General features: G+C 66.9%; 12 protein-coding genes. 2 read left to right on the top strand and 10 right to left on the bottom strand.

What is annotated here, in order from left to right; all coding sequences use genetic code 11:
- Window positions 1-11: 11 nt before the first annotated feature.
- The 5 genes from QFZ60_RS05675 to QFZ60_RS05655 all read right to left on the bottom strand — a co-directional run bounded on the left by QFZ60_RS05675 (window position 12) and on the right by QFZ60_RS05655 (window position 4,989).
- Window positions 12-518, bottom strand: coding sequence for a DUF3817 domain-containing protein (locus QFZ60_RS05675; RefSeq protein ID WP_307088897.1), 507 nt, complete (start codon window positions 516-518; stop codon window positions 12-14).
- Complete coding sequence (locus tag QFZ60_RS05670) at window positions 515-1,384, bottom strand: SURF1 family protein (protein ID WP_307088896.1); 870 nt, start codon at window positions 1,382-1,384, stop codon at window positions 515-517. The genes QFZ60_RS05675 and QFZ60_RS05670 overlap by 4 nt, the downstream gene beginning before the upstream one ends.
- A gap of 100 nt (window positions 1,385-1,484) precedes the next feature.
- Window positions 1,485-1,973 (bottom strand): PTS sugar transporter subunit IIA, encoded by a 489-nt coding sequence (locus tag QFZ60_RS05665; protein WP_142117134.1) that lies wholly within the window; start codon window positions 1,971-1,973, stop codon window positions 1,485-1,487.
- A gap of 41 nt (window positions 1,974-2,014) precedes the next feature.
- Entirely contained in the window at window positions 2,015-3,754 is a 1,740-nt protein-coding gene (locus QFZ60_RS05660) for a glycerol-3-phosphate dehydrogenase/oxidase (RefSeq protein WP_142117135.1), read from the bottom strand.
- A 98-nt stretch (window positions 3,755-3,852) separates the two neighbouring features.
- The gene (locus QFZ60_RS05655) at window positions 3,853-4,989 is read right to left on the bottom strand and encodes a GuaB3 family IMP dehydrogenase-related protein (protein ID WP_142031892.1); all 1,137 of its coding nucleotides are present in this window, start codon (window positions 4,987-4,989) and stop codon (window positions 3,853-3,855) included.
- Between the two features lie 56 nt (window positions 4,990-5,045).
- On the opposite strand from QFZ60_RS05655, the gene QFZ60_RS05650 reads away from it, so the two are divergent.
- The gene (locus QFZ60_RS05650; RefSeq protein WP_307088892.1) at window positions 5,046-5,651 is read left to right on the top strand and encodes a hypothetical protein; all 606 of its coding nucleotides are present in this window, start codon (window positions 5,046-5,048) and stop codon (window positions 5,649-5,651) included.
- On the opposite strand, the gene QFZ60_RS05645 is transcribed toward QFZ60_RS05650, so the two are convergent.
- From QFZ60_RS05645 to QFZ60_RS05630, 4 genes are all read right to left on the bottom strand, one after another.
- Window positions 5,648-7,561 carry an ABC transporter ATP-binding protein gene (locus QFZ60_RS05645; RefSeq protein ID WP_307088891.1) on the bottom strand — a complete coding sequence of 638 codons (1,914 nt, stop codon included), beginning with the start codon at window positions 7,559-7,561 and terminating at the stop codon, window positions 5,648-5,650. The genes QFZ60_RS05650 and QFZ60_RS05645 overlap by 4 nt on opposite strands.
- Window positions 7,562-7,633: 72 nt before the next feature.
- Window positions 7,634-9,190 carry an HNH endonuclease signature motif containing protein gene (locus tag QFZ60_RS05640; protein WP_307088889.1) on the bottom strand — a complete coding sequence of 519 codons (1,557 nt, stop codon included), beginning with the start codon at window positions 9,188-9,190 and terminating at the stop codon, window positions 7,634-7,636.
- Window positions 9,191-9,319: 129 nt separating this feature from the next.
- A complete protein-coding gene (gene guaB, locus QFZ60_RS05635) occupies window positions 9,320-10,831 on the bottom strand; it encodes an IMP dehydrogenase (protein WP_142117142.1) in 1,512 nt (503 codons plus the stop codon).
- A gap of 216 nt (window positions 10,832-11,047) precedes the next feature.
- Window positions 11,048-13,120 carry an acyltransferase family protein gene (locus QFZ60_RS05630; protein WP_307093213.1) on the bottom strand — a complete coding sequence of 691 codons (2,073 nt, stop codon included), beginning with the start codon at window positions 13,118-13,120 and terminating at the stop codon, window positions 11,048-11,050.
- A 123-nt stretch (window positions 13,121-13,243) separates the two neighbouring features.
- Between QFZ60_RS05630 and QFZ60_RS05625 the strand changes: the two genes are divergently transcribed.
- Window positions 13,244-14,212: a DUF389 domain-containing protein gene (locus QFZ60_RS05625; protein ID WP_307088887.1), complete on the top strand. Its 969-nt coding sequence runs from the start codon at window positions 13,244-13,246 to the stop codon at window positions 14,210-14,212.
- 23 nt (window positions 14,213-14,235) lie between these two features.
- On the opposite strand, the gene QFZ60_RS05620 is transcribed toward QFZ60_RS05625, so the two are convergent.
- Window positions 14,236-15,759 (bottom strand): ATP-dependent DNA ligase, encoded by a 1,524-nt coding sequence (locus tag QFZ60_RS05620; RefSeq protein WP_307088884.1) that lies wholly within the window; start codon window positions 15,757-15,759, stop codon window positions 14,236-14,238.
- Window positions 15,760-15,813 lie beyond the last annotated feature (54 nt).

The following is a 15,813-nucleotide window of genomic DNA, read 5'->3' as shown; positions in this document are numbered from 1 at the left end:
AACGGCAGCGGCTAGTAGCGCTGCGGCGCCTGCGGGTTGGCGGCCAGTTCGGCCTCCACCTCGGCGTGGAACTTCTTTTCGACAATGAAGGACAGGAACGGAACCACACCGCCAAGGGCCAGCAGGACCAGCTTCAGGAAAGGCCAGCGCATCAGGGACCACAACCGGAAGTTGGAGATCAGGTACACGACGTACATCCAGCCGTGAACGATCAGGACCGTGACGGAGATGTTCACGCCGTTGAGCACTCCCGGCGGCTCCGCGTCGGCGAACCCGAAGCCGAACGGCTGGCCGGTCACCGCGTTGGTGCCGCCGGCGAACAGGTACTGCCCGAAGCCGTACCGGGCCACAAGTTCAGCGCACAGCAGGAGCAGCATAATGCCGGTGAGGTAGGCCATGACCTTGTAGAACTTCAGGGCAGACCGGATCTGGGCCTCGGTACCGCCGAAGCGGCGCTTCTTGCCGGCCTTGCCGCCGGGGGCCTGTGCTGACGGGGTGGCCGGTTTCGGATCAATCATGGCTGTACCTTCTGCTGGTGCTGGTCAGGCTGCTGGGGTGGCTGGTGTGGTTCGTGGGGCCCGTCGCCGTCGGTATTTTCGGCGTCATCGAGGGCTTCTTCGAGGTCCCGGTGGTAGTCATCCTTGACCAGCCGCCACCAGATGAAGAGGGCAAAGCCGGCGAAGACCACCCACTCGATGGAGTAGAAGAGGTTGAGCCAGTTGATGTGCTGTGCCGGCGGCTGGGGGCCGATGTCCAGCGGCAGGAGGCTCCCCGGTACGGCGGCGGCACTGACGTCCTGGCCGCCCACCACCTCTGCAGTGGCCGACACGAAGCCCGCATAGCTGCTCACGTCCCAGTAGTTGATGAGCTCGGCCACGGACACAGCCGAGGCCTCCCCCGGCTTCGGTGCTTTCCCGGCCACGGGCGCCTCGGACGGCAGCAGCCTACCGGTCAGTTCAACAAGGCCCGACGGCGGTGCTGCCGCGTCCTGGGGTTCCGCCACCCACCCGCGTGCCACGGGGATCCAGGTCTGTGGTGTTGCGGCGGCTCCGGTCAGTGTGGGGGCACCCTTGACGGCGAAGGCCGAGACCACCCAGTAGCCGGTCTTTCCGTCGTGGAGCCGGCCGGGGACAAGGACCTGTTTGTCCGCGCTGTATGTTCCCTGCGCGGTGATCATCTGGTCCGCCACGCTGCCGTGGAAGAACTCACCTGGCTGCAGCGTGCTTGTCAGCGGCTGGACCTGCTCGGTGGCCGGGTTAACGGGCACTTCGGGTTGGGTGGAGCGGCCGAACTGCCACTGGCTTAGCAGCACGAAGACCCCGGAGAGCGCGATCGCGAAGATAAAGCCTGCGATCCATCGGGGCTTGAGGGCTGTTTTCCACACGTCTTAACCGTACTTCGTACTCTTGTAGAACAACTAAACGCCTGGGGACGCCCGGAGCTGGAAAGGGCGGGCGGACGGAGGCTGGGGGGGCCAGCCGGGCCTAGTGGTCGAAGAACACCAGGCTGGAGTTGATGAGTTCGGCGATCACTTCGGCGTCGTACGCCCGCCGGAGCGACTCCCGGAAGGATTCCTTGGACAGCGACCGTGCCAGGGTGGCCAGCACTTCGAGGTGGTCCGAGAAGGAACTGGCGGGGGTGGCTATCAGCAGGATGACCGTGGCGGGCCCGTCCGTGGCGCCGAAGTCCAGGGCATGGCCGTACTTGGCGATGCCCACCGCGATGGAGGTTTGGGAGACGAATTCGCTGCGCGCGTGCGGGAGCCCGATGCCGCCCGGGAGCCCTGTAGCCAGCTGGTGCTCGCGGGCATTGACGTTTTTCAGGAACCCGTCAAGATCCGAGATCCGCCCGGCAGCGTGCAGCCGTTCCGCCAACTGGTTGGTGGCGTCGGTCTTGTCCTTCGCTTCCATTTCCAGGATCACCATGTCGGCAGTGGTGAGGTGGGCGTCGTACGGGTCCAGTGGTTCCGCCAAGGCGTATCCCTTCAGTCAGCGGTGCAGGGCTAGCGGGCCCCTCAGCGCAAGGGCACGATGTCTTCCGCGCCCAGGCGGGCGGCGTCTGCGGATTCGTCGTCCGGCTGTTGCTGGCTGAGGCGTTCGGCTTCCACGCGGGCAATGTAGTGGCGGATCTCGTTTTCACGCTGCGCGTCACTCCAGCCAAGGACGTCACCCATCAGTTTAGCGACAACGGGGGCAGCGGACACGCCGCGGTCCCAGGCTTCGATGGAAATACGCGTCCGCCGGGTCAGGACGTCCTGGACGTGGCGGGCACCCTCATGGCTTGCGGCGTAGACGGCCTCGGCCTGCAGGTAGTCGTCGGCTCCCGGGAGGGGCTCGGCCAGTTCCGGGTTCTGCTCGATGATGGCCAGCACCTCGGGCGTCATCGATCCGTACCTGTTGAGCAGATGCTCGATCCGGGCCACGTGGACCCCGGATTCCTCAGCGGTGCGGTTCCGGCGGTTCCACGCGGCCCGGAAGCCGCTGGCGCCCAGCAGCGGGATGGTTTCCGTGCAGCTCGGCGGGACCCGTTCGTCCATGGTTCGCGTTGCCTCGTCCACCGCGTCCTTGGCCATGACCCGGTAGGTGGTCCACTTGCCGCCGGCCACCACCACCAGGCCGGGGACCGGGTGCGCCACCACATGCTCGCGGGACAGCTTGGCCGTGGAGTCGTTTTCGCCGGCCAGCAACGGCCGGAGCCCGGCATACACGCCTTCCACATCCTCCCTGGTCAGCGGCCGTTTCAGCACCTGGTTGACGTGCTCCAGGACGTAGTCGATGTCCTTGCTGGACGCAGCCGGGTGGGCCTTGTCCAGGTGCCAGTCGGTGTCGGTGGTGCCGATGATCCAGTGGCGTCCCCACGGGATGACGAAGAGCACCGATTTCTCCGTGCGCAGGATCAGGCCCACAGTGGACTGGAAGCGGTCGCGCGGAACCACCAGGTGGATGCCCTTGGAGGCCCGGACCTTCAACTGGCCCCGGTCGGTCACCATGGCCTGGGTTTCGTCTGTCCAGACTCCCGTGGCGTTGATGACCTGCTTGGCGCGGATACCGAACTGCGTTCCGTCCTCGCGGTTTTCCACCTTGGCTCCGACCACCCGCTCACCCTCGCGGAGGAAGTCCACCACGGCCACCTGGTTCACGGCATGGGCCCCGTAATAGGCGGCGGTCCGGACCAGGTTTGCGACGTATTTCGCGTCATCCACCTGGCCGTCGTAGTACCGGATGGAGCCCACGAAAGCGTCATTTTTCAGGCTGGGGGCGGCGCGCAGGGTACCGCGCTTGCTCAGGTGTTTGTGGAACGGGACCCCGCGGCTGTGTCCGCTGGAGACGGACAGGACGTCATACAGGGCGATGCCCGCCCCGACGTAGGGGCGCTCGATGAACGGCTTGGTGAGCGGATACAGGAAGGGCACCGGCCGGGCGAGGTGCGGGGCAATTTCGGAGAGCAGCAGCCCGCGCTCCTGCAGGGCCTCCTTGACCAGGGCGAAGTCGAGCATCTCCAGGTAGCGCAGGCCGCCGTGGATGAGTTTCGAAGACCGCGACGACGTGCCGGCAGCCCAGTCGCTCGCCTCGACGATGCCGACGCTCAAGCCCCGGGTGACCGCGTCCAATGCGGCTCCCGCGCCCACGATGCCGCCACCGACAATCAGGATGTCCAGTTCCTGGCCTGGTTCGGTGGTGGCGCGCAACCGCTGGATGGATGCTTCCCTGGCTTCGGGGCCAAGGACCCCGCCGTTTGCAGGAACACTCTTCATTGAACGCCTCCAGTGCCGCTAGTGCCGGTAGTAAACCCACACTACTTGCTGGCGGCGTGCTTTGGGCAGGGCGGGAGGTGCCCGCCCTGCCCTGCGCGTCAGTTGCCTGCGTAAGGCGATACGACGACGTCGACCCGCTGGAATTCCTTCAGGTCCGAATAGCCGGTGGTCGCCATGGAGCGCCGCAGCGCGCCAATGAGGTTGGACGTGCCGTTGGTGTGGTGGCCGGGTCCGAAGAGGACCTCCTCCAGCGGGCCCACGGTACCCACGTTGGCGCGGTCGCCGCGCGGCAGTTCCAGGTGGTGCGCCTCCTGGCCCCAGTGCCAGCCCTTGCCCGGCGCCTCTTCGGCGCGGGCCAGCGCGCTGCCCAGCATGACGGCGTCGGCGCCCATGGCAATTGCCTTGACGATGTCACCCGAGGTGCCCATGCCGCCGTCGGCAATGACGTGCACGTAGCGGCCGCCGGACTCGTCCATGTAATCACGGCGGGCGGCAGCGACGTCGGAGATGGCGGACGCCATTGGCGAGTGGATGCCCAGGGCGCGGCGCGTGGTGGTGGTTGCGCCGCCGCCGAAGCCAACCAGCACGCCTGCCGCGCCGGTGCGCATAAGGTGCAGCGCGGGGGTGTAGCCCGCCGCGCCGCCGACGATGACGGGGACGTCGAGTTCGTAGATGAACTGCTTGAGGTTCAGCGGTTCGTGGTCCTTGGAGACGTGCTCGGCGGACACGGTGGTGCCGCGGATGACGAAGATGTCGACGCCGGCAGCCACCACGGTTTTGTAGTGCTCCTGGGTGCGCTGCGGGGTCAGCGAACCGGCGACGGTGACACCGGCCTCCCGGATCTCGGCCAGGCGGGACGTGATGAGTTCGGGCTGGATGGGGGCCTTGTACAGTTCCTGCATCCGGCCGGTGACGGCGGGGCTGTTGGTCTCGTCCTGGAGCGCCGCGATCTCGTCGAGGATGGCCTGCGGGTCCTCGTAGCGGGTCCAGAGGCCTTCGAGGTCGAGGACGCCCAGGCCGCCGAGCTTGCCCAGGGTAATGGCGGTCGCCGGGGACATGGCGGAGTCCATCGGGGCCGCGATGACCGGCATGTCGAACTGGTACGCGTCGATCTGCCAGGAGACGGAAACGTCCTTGGGGTCGCGGGTGCGACGGTTGGGGACGATTGCAATGTCATCCAGGGAGTAGGCACGACGCCCACGCTTGCCACGGCCGATCTCGATCTCATAAGTCACTGCTCTAGGTTATCCCAGCGGCCCCGCAGGTCCCGGACGGTGGTTACAGTGGCTTGATGGGCAGACGCTGGGTCTTCGACGGGCATATCGCCGGCATTGGCACGGCCTCCGGGCTGCGCGCGGTGGTCGGCATGTGGCAGGAGTCCCCTTTCGGGGCCTTCTCGGACGTCATGGTGCAGCGGCCTTCCGGACACCGGCTGTTGCTGGCGCCGTCCCCCGAGGTGGCGGAATTCATCGCGTCAACGTACAGCTTTGATGAGGTGCAGGTTGTGGACGTCCGGGCGTCGCTGACGGAGGGAACCTTGGCGGTCGACGCCGGCCCGCTGGCGATCCGGGCAGTCATCGGAGCGAGGACGTACCTTGGTTCGGCGCTGCGGGCTGTGCCCAGGCGCCTTGCAGTCCATCCGCGGTGGCTGTCAGCGGTCAGTCCAATGGCCGCCCTCGCAGCTCCCGGCGCCCGCACCTACGGCACGGCGGGCAGCGGCAGGGCGGAGTATTACGGGGTGACGGACCTGCATCACGTGGCCTCCGCCGTCGTGTCGTGGGAAGGCGCCGACGCCGGGGCACTGGCCCCCATAAGCCCCGCGGTGACCTTCGGCTTCAGCAGCGTCCCGCCGCGGCCCAGTGTGGCGCGGGTGCGCACCACCGTTGTGGAGGCTTAGAGCCCTGTCGGCTCTGGGCCCACGCCAGCAGGGTTACCTGTCCGAGCTTGCGAGGTCAGGGAGCTGGTGGGGACCGTGAGCTGGGATTCGAACATCCGGAAGTAGCGTCCGCGCAAAGCCACCAGTTCCTTATGGGTGCCCTGCTCCACGATCTGCCCGTCCTCCAGCATGTACACGATGTCGGCCTTCTCGATGGTGGCCAGCCGGTGGCTGATGGCAATGATGGTGCTGCTGCGGTCTGCGAAGAGGCGGGTAAAGATCCTGTGCTCGGCCAGCGCATCAATGGCCGAGGTGGGCTCGTCCATCACCATGAAGGACGCGTCGCGGTAAAAGTTCCGTGCCATGGCCAACCGCTGCCACTGGCCTCCGCTCAGGCCGCTGCCCTTCCGGCCGCGCGGGTCCTCCATCCAGTTGCTGACGTGGTTGTCCAGGCCGTTGGGCAGTTTGTTGATGAACTCCAGGGCCTCAGCGTCGGCGGCGGCGCGCCGGATCCGCCCGTCGTCGCGCGGGCTGTCCACATCGCCGAAGTAGATGTTTTCCGCGGCGGTGGCGAACTCGTACTTGAGGAACTCCTGACTCAGGACCGCCAGATGGCGGTGCCAGGAGGTGACGTCGACGGCGGCCAGGTCAACGCCGTCGAGCAGCACCTGGCCGGAGTCTGGACGGTAAAGGCCGGCGAGGATACGGATCAGCGTGGATTTGCCGGCGCCGTTCTCCCCCACGATGGCAATGTGCTGGCCTTGGCGGATGGTCAGGCTGATTCCCCGGATCACTTCGATGTCGCTTCCCGTGTACGTGAAGCGGATGTCCTTCAGCTCGACTTCCCTGGGCGCTTCCGGCAGCGGCGGGGCGTGTTCGGAGTGCACGGGCATCGCCATGAACAGCTCGTAGTCCTTCAGGTTGGCCAGGTCCTCGTCGATGGAGCTTAGGGAGGAAACCAGGTTGTTCGCGGTGGACAGGGCGCGGCTGACGATCTGCTGCACGTACAGGAACTGGCCGACGGGCTGGGCGCGCGCGATGATCTGCCCCACCACCCAGATCAGGGAGACCACCTCCGCGCCGTACTGGAGCGCATCCGCGGCCAGTTGTTTGGGGATGTAGCGCCGCTGGTAATCGAGGCGTCGCCGCTCATCCGCGTCCCGGAGCCGGGCACGGAGGTCCATGAGGAAACCGACAATGCCGTAGAGCCGCATTTCAGCAATGTGCTGCGGGCGGAGCAGGTTCTGCTCGATCATGCGGCGCTGCCGGCGTGAATCAACCTGAGTGTTCCAGTGGGCGATCTGTTCGCGGGACAGCTTGAACTGCAGGTAGACGCTGGGCACGATTGCCACGAGGACAATGACGGCGATCCACCAGCTGACCAGCAACAGGGCGCCGATGGCAAGGATGACCGAGACCAGCTGCGTGAAAATGGCAGCGATTCGGTCCAGCACGCGGGCGTAGGAATCTGAAAACCTCTTGGCGCGGTCATAGAGGTCAACGGTTTCCTTGTCGTCGTAGCGCCAAAACTCCAGGGCCAGGAAGCGCTCATACATTTGGTCGCCTACGATCGCGCCCACCTTGAAGCTCATCAGCTGCTGGATATAGCGGTCCACGCTGTTGAAGGCACCCCAGAACAGGCCGAGCGCGGCGGTGATGATGACGTAGACAATTGCCCGCTGCCCTGCACCGGCGTCACCGGCGTACGCCGCTGCCAGGGCCGTCGTGGTGAGCGATGCGAAGAATGTGGTGACCAACGGCAGCACAGCCGAGATCAGCGAGCCGAGCACCTTCATGACCACAGCGCCCGGTGAGGCGCGGAAACTGACCCGCAGCACCTGGGCTACGGCCTGGACATAGGGACGAAGGGCCAGCCGCTTTTGCGGATCACGTTTGGGCGTCAGTTCCGCCGGATGGCGCGGTTGGGACATGGATTCAGCCTAGTGCCGGGCCAGAGCTAAAAGGGCAGCGCCGAACGATCCGTCAAGGACGGGAGTCACGGGTTAGACCGGCAGCACGAACGGCTTCGCGAAGAAGTCCGCCCACACGGGGTCCTCCGGGGACAAGTCGTTGGGATCGATGAGGGTGCCGTCGTCCGGTTCCCACGGTGGGAGATCCTCGGGGAGGGCGTCGACGCACTGCCTGGACGTGGACATCAGCCATTGTGGCCAGTGGGTCGGGTTGGGGTCGGGGTGTTCGGGGTTGTAGTGGCGTTCGGTGGGTGAGGTCCAGCCGGGCGGCCCGTTGTGGGTTGCGGGGTCGGGGATCCATGGCCGGGCGTGCTTGAGCCGGTGATGTCTTGGGCAGAGCTGTGCCAGGTTGCGGACGTCTGTTCGGCCGCCGTGTTCCCAGGCGGTGAGGTGGTCGGTGTCATTGTCCGGGGTGTGGTTGTTGCAGCCGGGGAAGGTGCATTTTCCGTCCCGCATCCGGATCCATTGTTTGATGGTCTCCGGGAGCCGGTAGCGGGTGCGGCCGATCTCCAAGGGTGCCCCGTCGCGGGGGTCGACCAGGACCCGGTAAAACGAGTCCGCCCCGTCCGCGACCAGTTTCCGGGCCATGGAGGCCGGGATGGGGCCGTGGCCGTCGAGTTCTGCGGGTTCGTCGGTGATGCCGAAGAGGGAGAACACCGGGACCATGACCAGCACGTCCGCCCGCGGGGTGGGGACTTTCCCGATCTCACCGGTGCTTCCGTTGGCTTGGGTTGCGTCGGTGGCGCTGCTGGCGCTGCTGGCGCCGAGGAGCAGGGATGCCGCGATGTCGGGGCGGAGTTGGGTGATGGTGCGGGGTTCGTCGGGGCCTTGGAGGCCGCGGGCGGTGGCGGTGGTGCGGTTCCAGATCGCCGAAGCGGTGTGCCCGGGAAGGCGGAGGGAGATCCAGGCCATGCCGTCGCGGTCCGGGGTGTATTCCATCCGCCGGTCCGCAACGCCCTTCGCGTGGCGCTTCTCCAGGGTTTCGGGGTGGTGGCGCTCCCGCCAGCCCCGGACCTTCGCCCGGAGCCGGGAGGGAACGAGTTCCGCGGGCCCGGCGCCGCGGGCCGGGTTTGGCGCATCCGGGTCGAAGAAGTGTGCCACCAGGGCGGCGGCACCGTCCGGGGTGAGGCCTTCTGTTTCGTCCGCAACGATCTTGGCGTGCTGCCAGGACAGGTCCCCGGCGGCCAAAGCGTCCATCACCGGCGGCAGGGAACAGGCCCGCCGGGACTGGTCCACAAACGCCCTTGCAGCGCCGGAACTGATGGTCAGGACCCCGGCGATCTCCTCCACCGCTGACATCTCCGCGAACGTGCGCTCATGCACCGGCGCGTCCGGAGCAACCATCGCGTGCTGGATCTCAACGGCCTCGGCAACATCACGGGCTTTCACCGCGGCGAGCTGCGCCTCCAGCCGCTTCACCACCTCCAGCCGTTCCAGCCGGAGCTCATACCGCCGCTGCAACACATCAACATCAGGACCGACACCTGCCCCGGCAGCCAGGAAAGCATCCTCACGGTCCAGCGCATCAAGGGCAGCAACAGAGGCATGGATTCCTTCCAAAGCCACTCCACCACTGCCGCTGATCGTCATGGAAACATCATCCAACGAGGCACTGACATTCAAAGACAGGGATGCAGCGCGGAGGGAAGACAAAGGAGGCAAGGCCGAAACCTTGCCTCCTCGTGTTCACGCTCTAGTCAGCGAAACGCGACGGCCCGCCTAGCGGGAACCGTAGTTCGGTGCTTCGACCGTCATCTGGATATCGTGCGGGTGCGATTCCTTCAGCCCGGCAGACGTGATGCGGACAAACTTGCCGCGGGCCTTCAGTTCGGGGATCGTTGGCGCGCCGGTGTAGAACATGGTCTGGCGCAGGCCGCCCACCAACTGGTAGGCCACGGAGGACAATGGTCCGCGGTAGGCCACGCGGCCTTCGATGCCTTCGGGGATGAGCTTGTCGTCGCCGGACACGTCGGCCTGGAAGTAGCGGTCCTTCGAGTAGGACGTGTTCTTGCCGCGGGACTGCATGGCACCCAGGGAGCCCATGCCGCGGTAGGACTTGAACTGCTTGCCGTTGACGAAAATCAGCTCGCCCGGGGACTCGTCGCAGCCGGCCAGGAGCGAGCCCAGCATGACGGTATCCGCTCCGGCCACCAGCGCCTTGCCGATGTCGCCCGAGTACTGCAGGCCGCCGTCGGCGATCAGCGGCACGCCGGCCGGGATGGCAGCCTTGGCGGATTCGTAGATGGCGGTGATCTGCGGGACGCCCACGCCGGCCACCACGCGGGTTGTGCAGATGGATCCGGGACCGACGCCCACCTTGATGCCGTCGGCGCCGGCGTCGATCAGTGCCTGGGCGCCTTCGCGGGTGGCAGCCTGGCCGCCGATGATGTCCACGTGCGCGGCGACGGGGTCCGACTTCAACCGGCGGATCATGTCCAGCACGCCCTGGGAGTGGCCGTTGGCGGTGTCCACGAATAGGGCGTCGACGCCGGCATCGACCAGTGCCATGGCCCGCTCCCAGCCGTCCCCGAAGAAGCCGATGGCGGCGCCCACGCGGAGGCGGCCTTCGTCGTCCTTGGTGGCCAGCGGGTACTGCTCAGCCTTGGTGAAGTCCTTGGTGGTGATCAGGCCCTTGAGCCGGCCCTGGTCGTCCACCAGCGGGAGCTTCTCGATCTTGTTGGTTGCCAGCTTGTGCGAGGCTTCCTCACGGCTGATCCCCACGTGCCCCGTGACCAAAGGCATCTTGGTCATGACGTCGCTGACAAGCCGCAGCGGGAAGTCCGATTCGGGGACGAAGCGGGTGTCGCGGTTGGTGACGATGCCCAGGAGGCGGTTGTCCTCATCCACCACGGGCAGGCCGGAAACACGGTAGTGGGCGCAGAGATCGTCCAGTTCACGCAGCGTGGCTTCGGGGCGAATGGTCAGCGGGTTGGTGATCATCCCGGATTCGCTCCGCTTGACCCGGTCCACCTGGTCGGCCTGGTCGGCGATGGACAGGTTGCGGTGCACCACGCCCAGGCCGCCCTGGCGTGCCATGGCGATGGCCATGCGGGATTCGGTGACGGTATCCATGGCCGCGGAAAGCAGCGGGGTCTGCACGGTGATCCGCTTGGAGATCCGCGAGGAGGTGTCTGCCTCGGACGGGATGACGTTGGTGTGGCCCGGCAGGAGCAGGACGTCGTCGTAGGTCAGGCCGATAAAGCCAAAGGGGTCGTGTTGGGGCTCGGTCATGAGTGCGCCTCTTACCTTGGTTGCTGGGTCACGGGTAGGGGTTGCAGCCGATGACCAGCCCGTTATTACGGAACTGGCCTGTGCAGACGATCCTGCGGGAGCACCATGCAAGGACGGCGTTCCGGGGGCAGAAAGTGTTGAGTAAATATTAGAACCTCGGCGACGATCCCCCTATTCCACGCCGCCAATGTGAGCAACCGCACCCGAAAGACGCGCTCAGCTCCAGCCGGTCGCGGCCAGCAGCCGCTGCTCGAACATGGGGATCATGGTCTCCACATAGGTCCTGGTGAGGTGGTTGTCGTCCTTGTAGACGTACACGTTTCCCACCACGGCAGGGCAGACGCCCCGGGCACAGATGAAGTCGCTCATGTCCATGAGGTGCAGCCCGGTCAGCTTGCCCCGGTAATTCTCCAGCGGCGACGGCTCCACCAGCGATTCGGCCAGCGGCGGGTTGCAGGCAGGCGCGTCGGCACCGTTCCGCTGCGCGCACTGGGGCATGTTGAAGGTGAACCGCGGATTGTCGCGGATGCCCACGATCTCGATTCCCGCGTCAGCGAATGGCTTCACGCCATCCAGGTATCCCGGCACTTCGGTTTCGAACGGGGCGTCCTCATGGGTCAGCGACGCCACGGTGAACACCGCATCCGGGCGGTGTTCCAGGACGTAGGCGGAGCTGGCCTTGTTGTAGGCGTTGCATTCGGCATTCCTGGCCTCCGATTCGGCGCCGAACCGGCATGCGGGCATCAGCAGGGTCACCAGTTCCCAGCCGCGGGCGGCTGCCACGGGAGCCAGCGCGGCCAGGTACTGCTGGGCATGGGAGTCCCCCAGCACCACGATGCGCCTGGTGGCCGGTTCCTCCGGGAGCTCCTGCCGGCATCCCTCCAGGATGGGGTCGCTGGTGGCGTTGGCGCCGGTGCAGGGCGAGTCGATGCCGGCCCAGTCATTGTCCAGGGCGGTGGGCCCGGGGATGGTTCGAGCCCTGGGCGCGGGCGTGTTTTCGTTCTCCGGGGTGAGCGCCCGGGCCCCAGGCGTAAGCTCACGGGGTTGTGCCGCCGTCGCGCTTTCCTCTGCGGTGAGCGACGTCTGCCAGACGGCGACGGGCCCGGCCAGCAGGGCACCGCAGGCAACAATGACGACGGCGGTCCGCCAGGCGCGCAGCTTGGGCCAGTGCCAGTCGCGCAGCGGCTTTTCAACAAAGCGGGTGGTGAGGACAGCGAGCACGATGGAGGCGCCGACGATGCCCAGTCCCTGTTTGAGGTTGGGCGCCTCCACGCCGGTGGCCGCGAGCGCCAGCACCAGGACGGGCCAGTGCCAGAGGTAGAGGGCGTAGGAGTTGTCACCCAGGGCGACGGCTGGGCGGCTGCTGAGGAGCCGGTCCACGCCGAAGCGGCTGCCGGTCTGTCCCGCAACGATGATGGCCGCAGCAGCCAGCGTGGGCCACAGCGCCGCATAACCGGGGAAGGACCGGTCGACGGTCAGGACCAGCCCGCAGGACACCATGGCTGCCAGTCCGGCCCAGCCCAGGGCCACCCTCACTATGCGGCCGGGTTTCAGGTAGGGCAGCACCAGCGCCAGCAGGGATCCGAGCGCGAACTCCCAGAGCCGGGCGCGGGTATCGAAGTATGCGTACGCCTGGTTGGTGGCGGTCTGGTCAATGGAGTAGGCCAGCGACACCGCCAGCACAGCGCCAAAGACCACTGCCAGCACCCCTCGGTAGGTCAGCCCCTGCAGGCGGGGAACCCGGCGCAGCAGGTTGAGCACGGCAGCGGTGGCGGCAAAGATCAGCGGCCACAGGATGAACACCTGGCCCTGGATGGACAGGGACCAGAAGTGCTGCAACGGGCTTGCCCCGGCGTGGTCCTGCGCGTAGTAGTCCACGGCAGTGTCTGCCAGGAGCCAATTCTGCCGGTACAGCAGCGACGCCCATGCCTGGTCCAGTACCTGCGGCCAGCGGCCCTGCGGCAGGATCAGCCAGGTGCCCGCCAGGACCCCGAGGATCACCACGACGGCGGCGGGCAGCAGGCGCTTGAAAAGGTGCAGCCAGTGCGCCAGCAGGCGGAAGGGGTGGCCCGATTCTGCCTTGCGGACGAAGGACAGGGTGAGCAGGAAAGCCGAAATCAGCAGGAAGATATCCACGCCGCCCGAAACGCGGCCCAGCCAGACGTGGTAGGCCACCACCATCAGGACTGCCAGGGCCCGGAGCCCCTGGACTTCGGGGCGGAAGGTGGGTTTTCGTTTCCTGTTTGCGGCACCGGACTGCGGTTCAGGTGCCTTCGGGGTTTCCGTTATCGACACTAGAACCTCTCAGAATTCCCACCAGCCAAAACAGCAAGCCTAGCCAAGGCGGTCTGCAACGGCCAATCACAGCCCGGGGTCGGACTATGCTGGCCCCAACCATCGAAGGGAGCCGGCGTGGTTGTCCAACTGCGGATTTGCGTGCCCGGGGAGCTGTCCGCCGTGACCCTGAAGACGTGCCGCGAGCAGCGGGGCGCGGCAGAAGTTGCGCTGGTACCGGGCGCGTCCGTGGTGCCGCAGGGTGACGTCATCGAGGTCCTGATCGCCCGGGAGTCGGTGGAGGAACTGCTCGAGAAGCTGGAAATCCTGAAGGTCCAGGACATGGGCTCCATCGCCATGAGCGCACCGGAATTCGTCCTCTCCAAAAATGCCGACCGTGCGGAGCAGGCGGCACCCGGGGACGGCGCAGACGCCGTAATCTGGGATGACGTGACGCGGCAAACGGGCGAGGATTCCCGCCTGACGTGGAACTTCGTTGCCTTCCTGGTACTGGCAACCCAGCTCGCCGGTATCGGCATCGTGACGGACTCCCCCATTGCCATTGTGGGGGCCATGGCGGTGGGGCCTGAGTTCGGACCACTGGCCGCACTGGCCGTCTCGCTTGCCACCCGCCAGTGGAAGCTTGGCCGGCGCGCGGCTGTTGCGCTGTGCGTTGGCTTCCCGGTTGCCATGCTGTTGGCGGCGCTGACGGCGTGGCTGTCGGTGCCGCTCGGTCTTTTCCCGCGCGATGCGTTGGACAAGGGCTCCGCGGTGGAATTCATCTACCATCCGGGCCCGTATTCAATGATTGTGGCCGTCCTGGCCGGGATCGCCGGAATGCTCTCCATCATCGGCCGGCGCTCCGCGGCACTGATCGGCGTCTTCATCTCGGTAACCACCGTCCCTGCGGCAGGCTACGTTGCGGTGGCCTTGGTCCTTGGTGAATACCAGAAGGCGGCCGGCTCTGCCCTCCAGCTGCTGCTCAACCTCGTGGGCATCGTGGTGGCCGCCCTGGCGGTTTTGCTCTTTTACCGGATGGTTTACAGGCGGGTGCCCCACGGTGTGGCGCGGAGCCTCAGGCGGCAGCGGACAAGGAGCCGCGGTTAGCCGGGGCCGGGAGGCGCAGTTTGTTAAGGACGCAGCAGGCCGCGCAGGGTCTGGATCGTGTCCGCTTCAGCAGGAGCCTTGTCGTCGCGGTAGTGCTTGACCCGGGCGAACCGCAGGGCGATGCCGCCCGGGTAGCGCGGTGACTGCTGCACGCCGTCGATCGCGATTTCGACGACGGTGACCGGCTCAACCCAGACAGTGCCGGCAGTGCGCCGCACCTCAAGCTCCTGGAATCTCTCCGTCTGCCACCTCAGCAATTCATCGGTGAGGCCCTTGAAGGTCTTGCCCACCATCACGTAGCCGCCAGGTTCACCGAACTCCCCCTCAGGGTCAAGGGCGCCCAGGTGCAGGTTCGAGAGCGTCCCGGTGCGGCGTCCGGATCCCCACTCGCAGGCCAGCACCACCAGGTCGTACGTGAGCACCGGCTTAACCTTCACCCAGTTGGACCCGCGCCGGCCGGCCGCATAGGTGGAACCAATCGCCTTCACCACGACGCCCTCGTGCCCGGCGGCGAGCGCCTCCTGCGACACCCGCTCCGCGACGACCGGATCAGCCGTAACCTCTCCCGGTATCCGGTGCTCAGGCGCAATGCGCTCGAGCTCACTGATCCGGGCGGACAGTGGCTCGTCGAGCAGGTCCCGCCCGTCGAGATGCAGCACGTCGAAGAACCACGGATGCAGCAGCGTTTCCCGCGCTGCATCCGCACCAAAGCGCGCCATGGTTTCCTGGAACGGCCGCGGGCCGCCTTCCTCGTCCAGGGCCAGGGTTTCGCCGTCGAGGATCACGTCCCGCAGCGGCAGTCCGCGCACTACCTCCACTACCTCGGGGAGCCGGTGCGTGACGTCGGCGAGGTTGCGGGTGAAGATGCTGACGTCGTCGCCGACCCGGTGCACCTGGATGCGGGCGCCGTCGAGCTTGTATTCCACGGACGCCTCCCCGGTGGCTTCCAGGGCTGCGCTTGGACTGCCCGCGGTGGCCGCGAGCATGGGCTGCACGGGGCGGCCCACTACCAGGCCGACGGCGTCGAGCTCGGCTTCGGTGCCCGTAAGGGCGAGCAGGGCGGTTCCGCCCAGGTCCCCGGAAAGCATTGCAGCGCGGCGTACGGCGGCAACGGGCTTCCCGGCGGCCCGGGCAACGGCATCCGTCAGCACGCCCTCCAAAGCTCCGGTGCGGAGCTCGCCAAGGAGGACCCCGGCGATAAATGACTGCTCCGGCGCGGTTGCCGCCCCCATCAGCTTCCGCAGTGTAGCTGCGCGCCCGGCGCCCGATCCGGTACCTGCCATGGCAAGCAGCCGGTCCAGGCCCGCGTCAAGGTCGGCCACGGTGAGGGTCGGCTCGACGGCGGGCTCCTCCCTGGCCGCCGCCACGGCGCTCCAGCCGACACCCACGCGTCCCTGGCGGGGCTTGGCAACCAGCCAGCCCACCGCCGTCGGAATTTCCGCAGGCTCAAGCCGGACCAGCAGCTGGGCCAGCGCACCCACTTTCGCCAGCCGGGAACGGGTGGAGGTGACGGCCTCCGCGGTCTTGACGAGCTCAAGGAGCAGCATGGCTCCATCCTGCCACGGCACTGGACAGGCCCACGGTCCGGTTCCACAATGGGC

Source organism: Arthrobacter sp. B2I5 (assembly GCF_030816735.1).
Lineage (GTDB): Bacteria > Actinomycetota > Actinomycetes > Actinomycetales > Micrococcaceae > Arthrobacter.
This window is presented reverse-complemented; position numbering and strand designations above follow the sequence as displayed.

What these genes read in the sequence shown, in the direction of transcription:
- QFZ60_RS05675 (WP_307088897.1), bottom strand. Translation starts at nt 518, where the DNA reads ATGATTGATCCGAAACCGGCCACCCCGTCAGCACAGGCCCCCGGCGGC.
- QFZ60_RS05660 (WP_142117135.1), bottom strand. Translation starts at nt 3,754, where the DNA reads ATGAAGAGTGTTCCTGCAAACGGCGGGGTCCTTGGCCCCGAAGCCAGG.
- QFZ60_RS05650 (WP_307088892.1), top strand. Translation starts at nt 5,046, where the DNA reads ATGGGCAGACGCTGGGTCTTCGACGGGCATATCGCCGGCATTGGCACG.
- QFZ60_RS05645 (WP_307088891.1), bottom strand. Translation starts at nt 7,561, where the DNA reads ATGTCCCAACCGCGCCATCCGGCGGAACTGACGCCCAAACGTGATCCG.
- QFZ60_RS05640 (WP_307088889.1), bottom strand. Translation starts at nt 9,190, where the DNA reads ATGACGATCAGCGGCAGTGGTGGAGTGGCTTTGGAAGGAATCCATGCC.
- guaB (WP_142117142.1), bottom strand. Translation starts at nt 10,831, where the DNA reads ATGACCGAGCCCCAACACGACCCCTTTGGCTTTATCGGCCTGACCTAC.
- QFZ60_RS05620 (WP_307088884.1), bottom strand. Translation starts at nt 15,759, where the DNA reads ATGCTGCTCCTTGAGCTCGTCAAGACCGCGGAGGCCGTCACCTCCACC.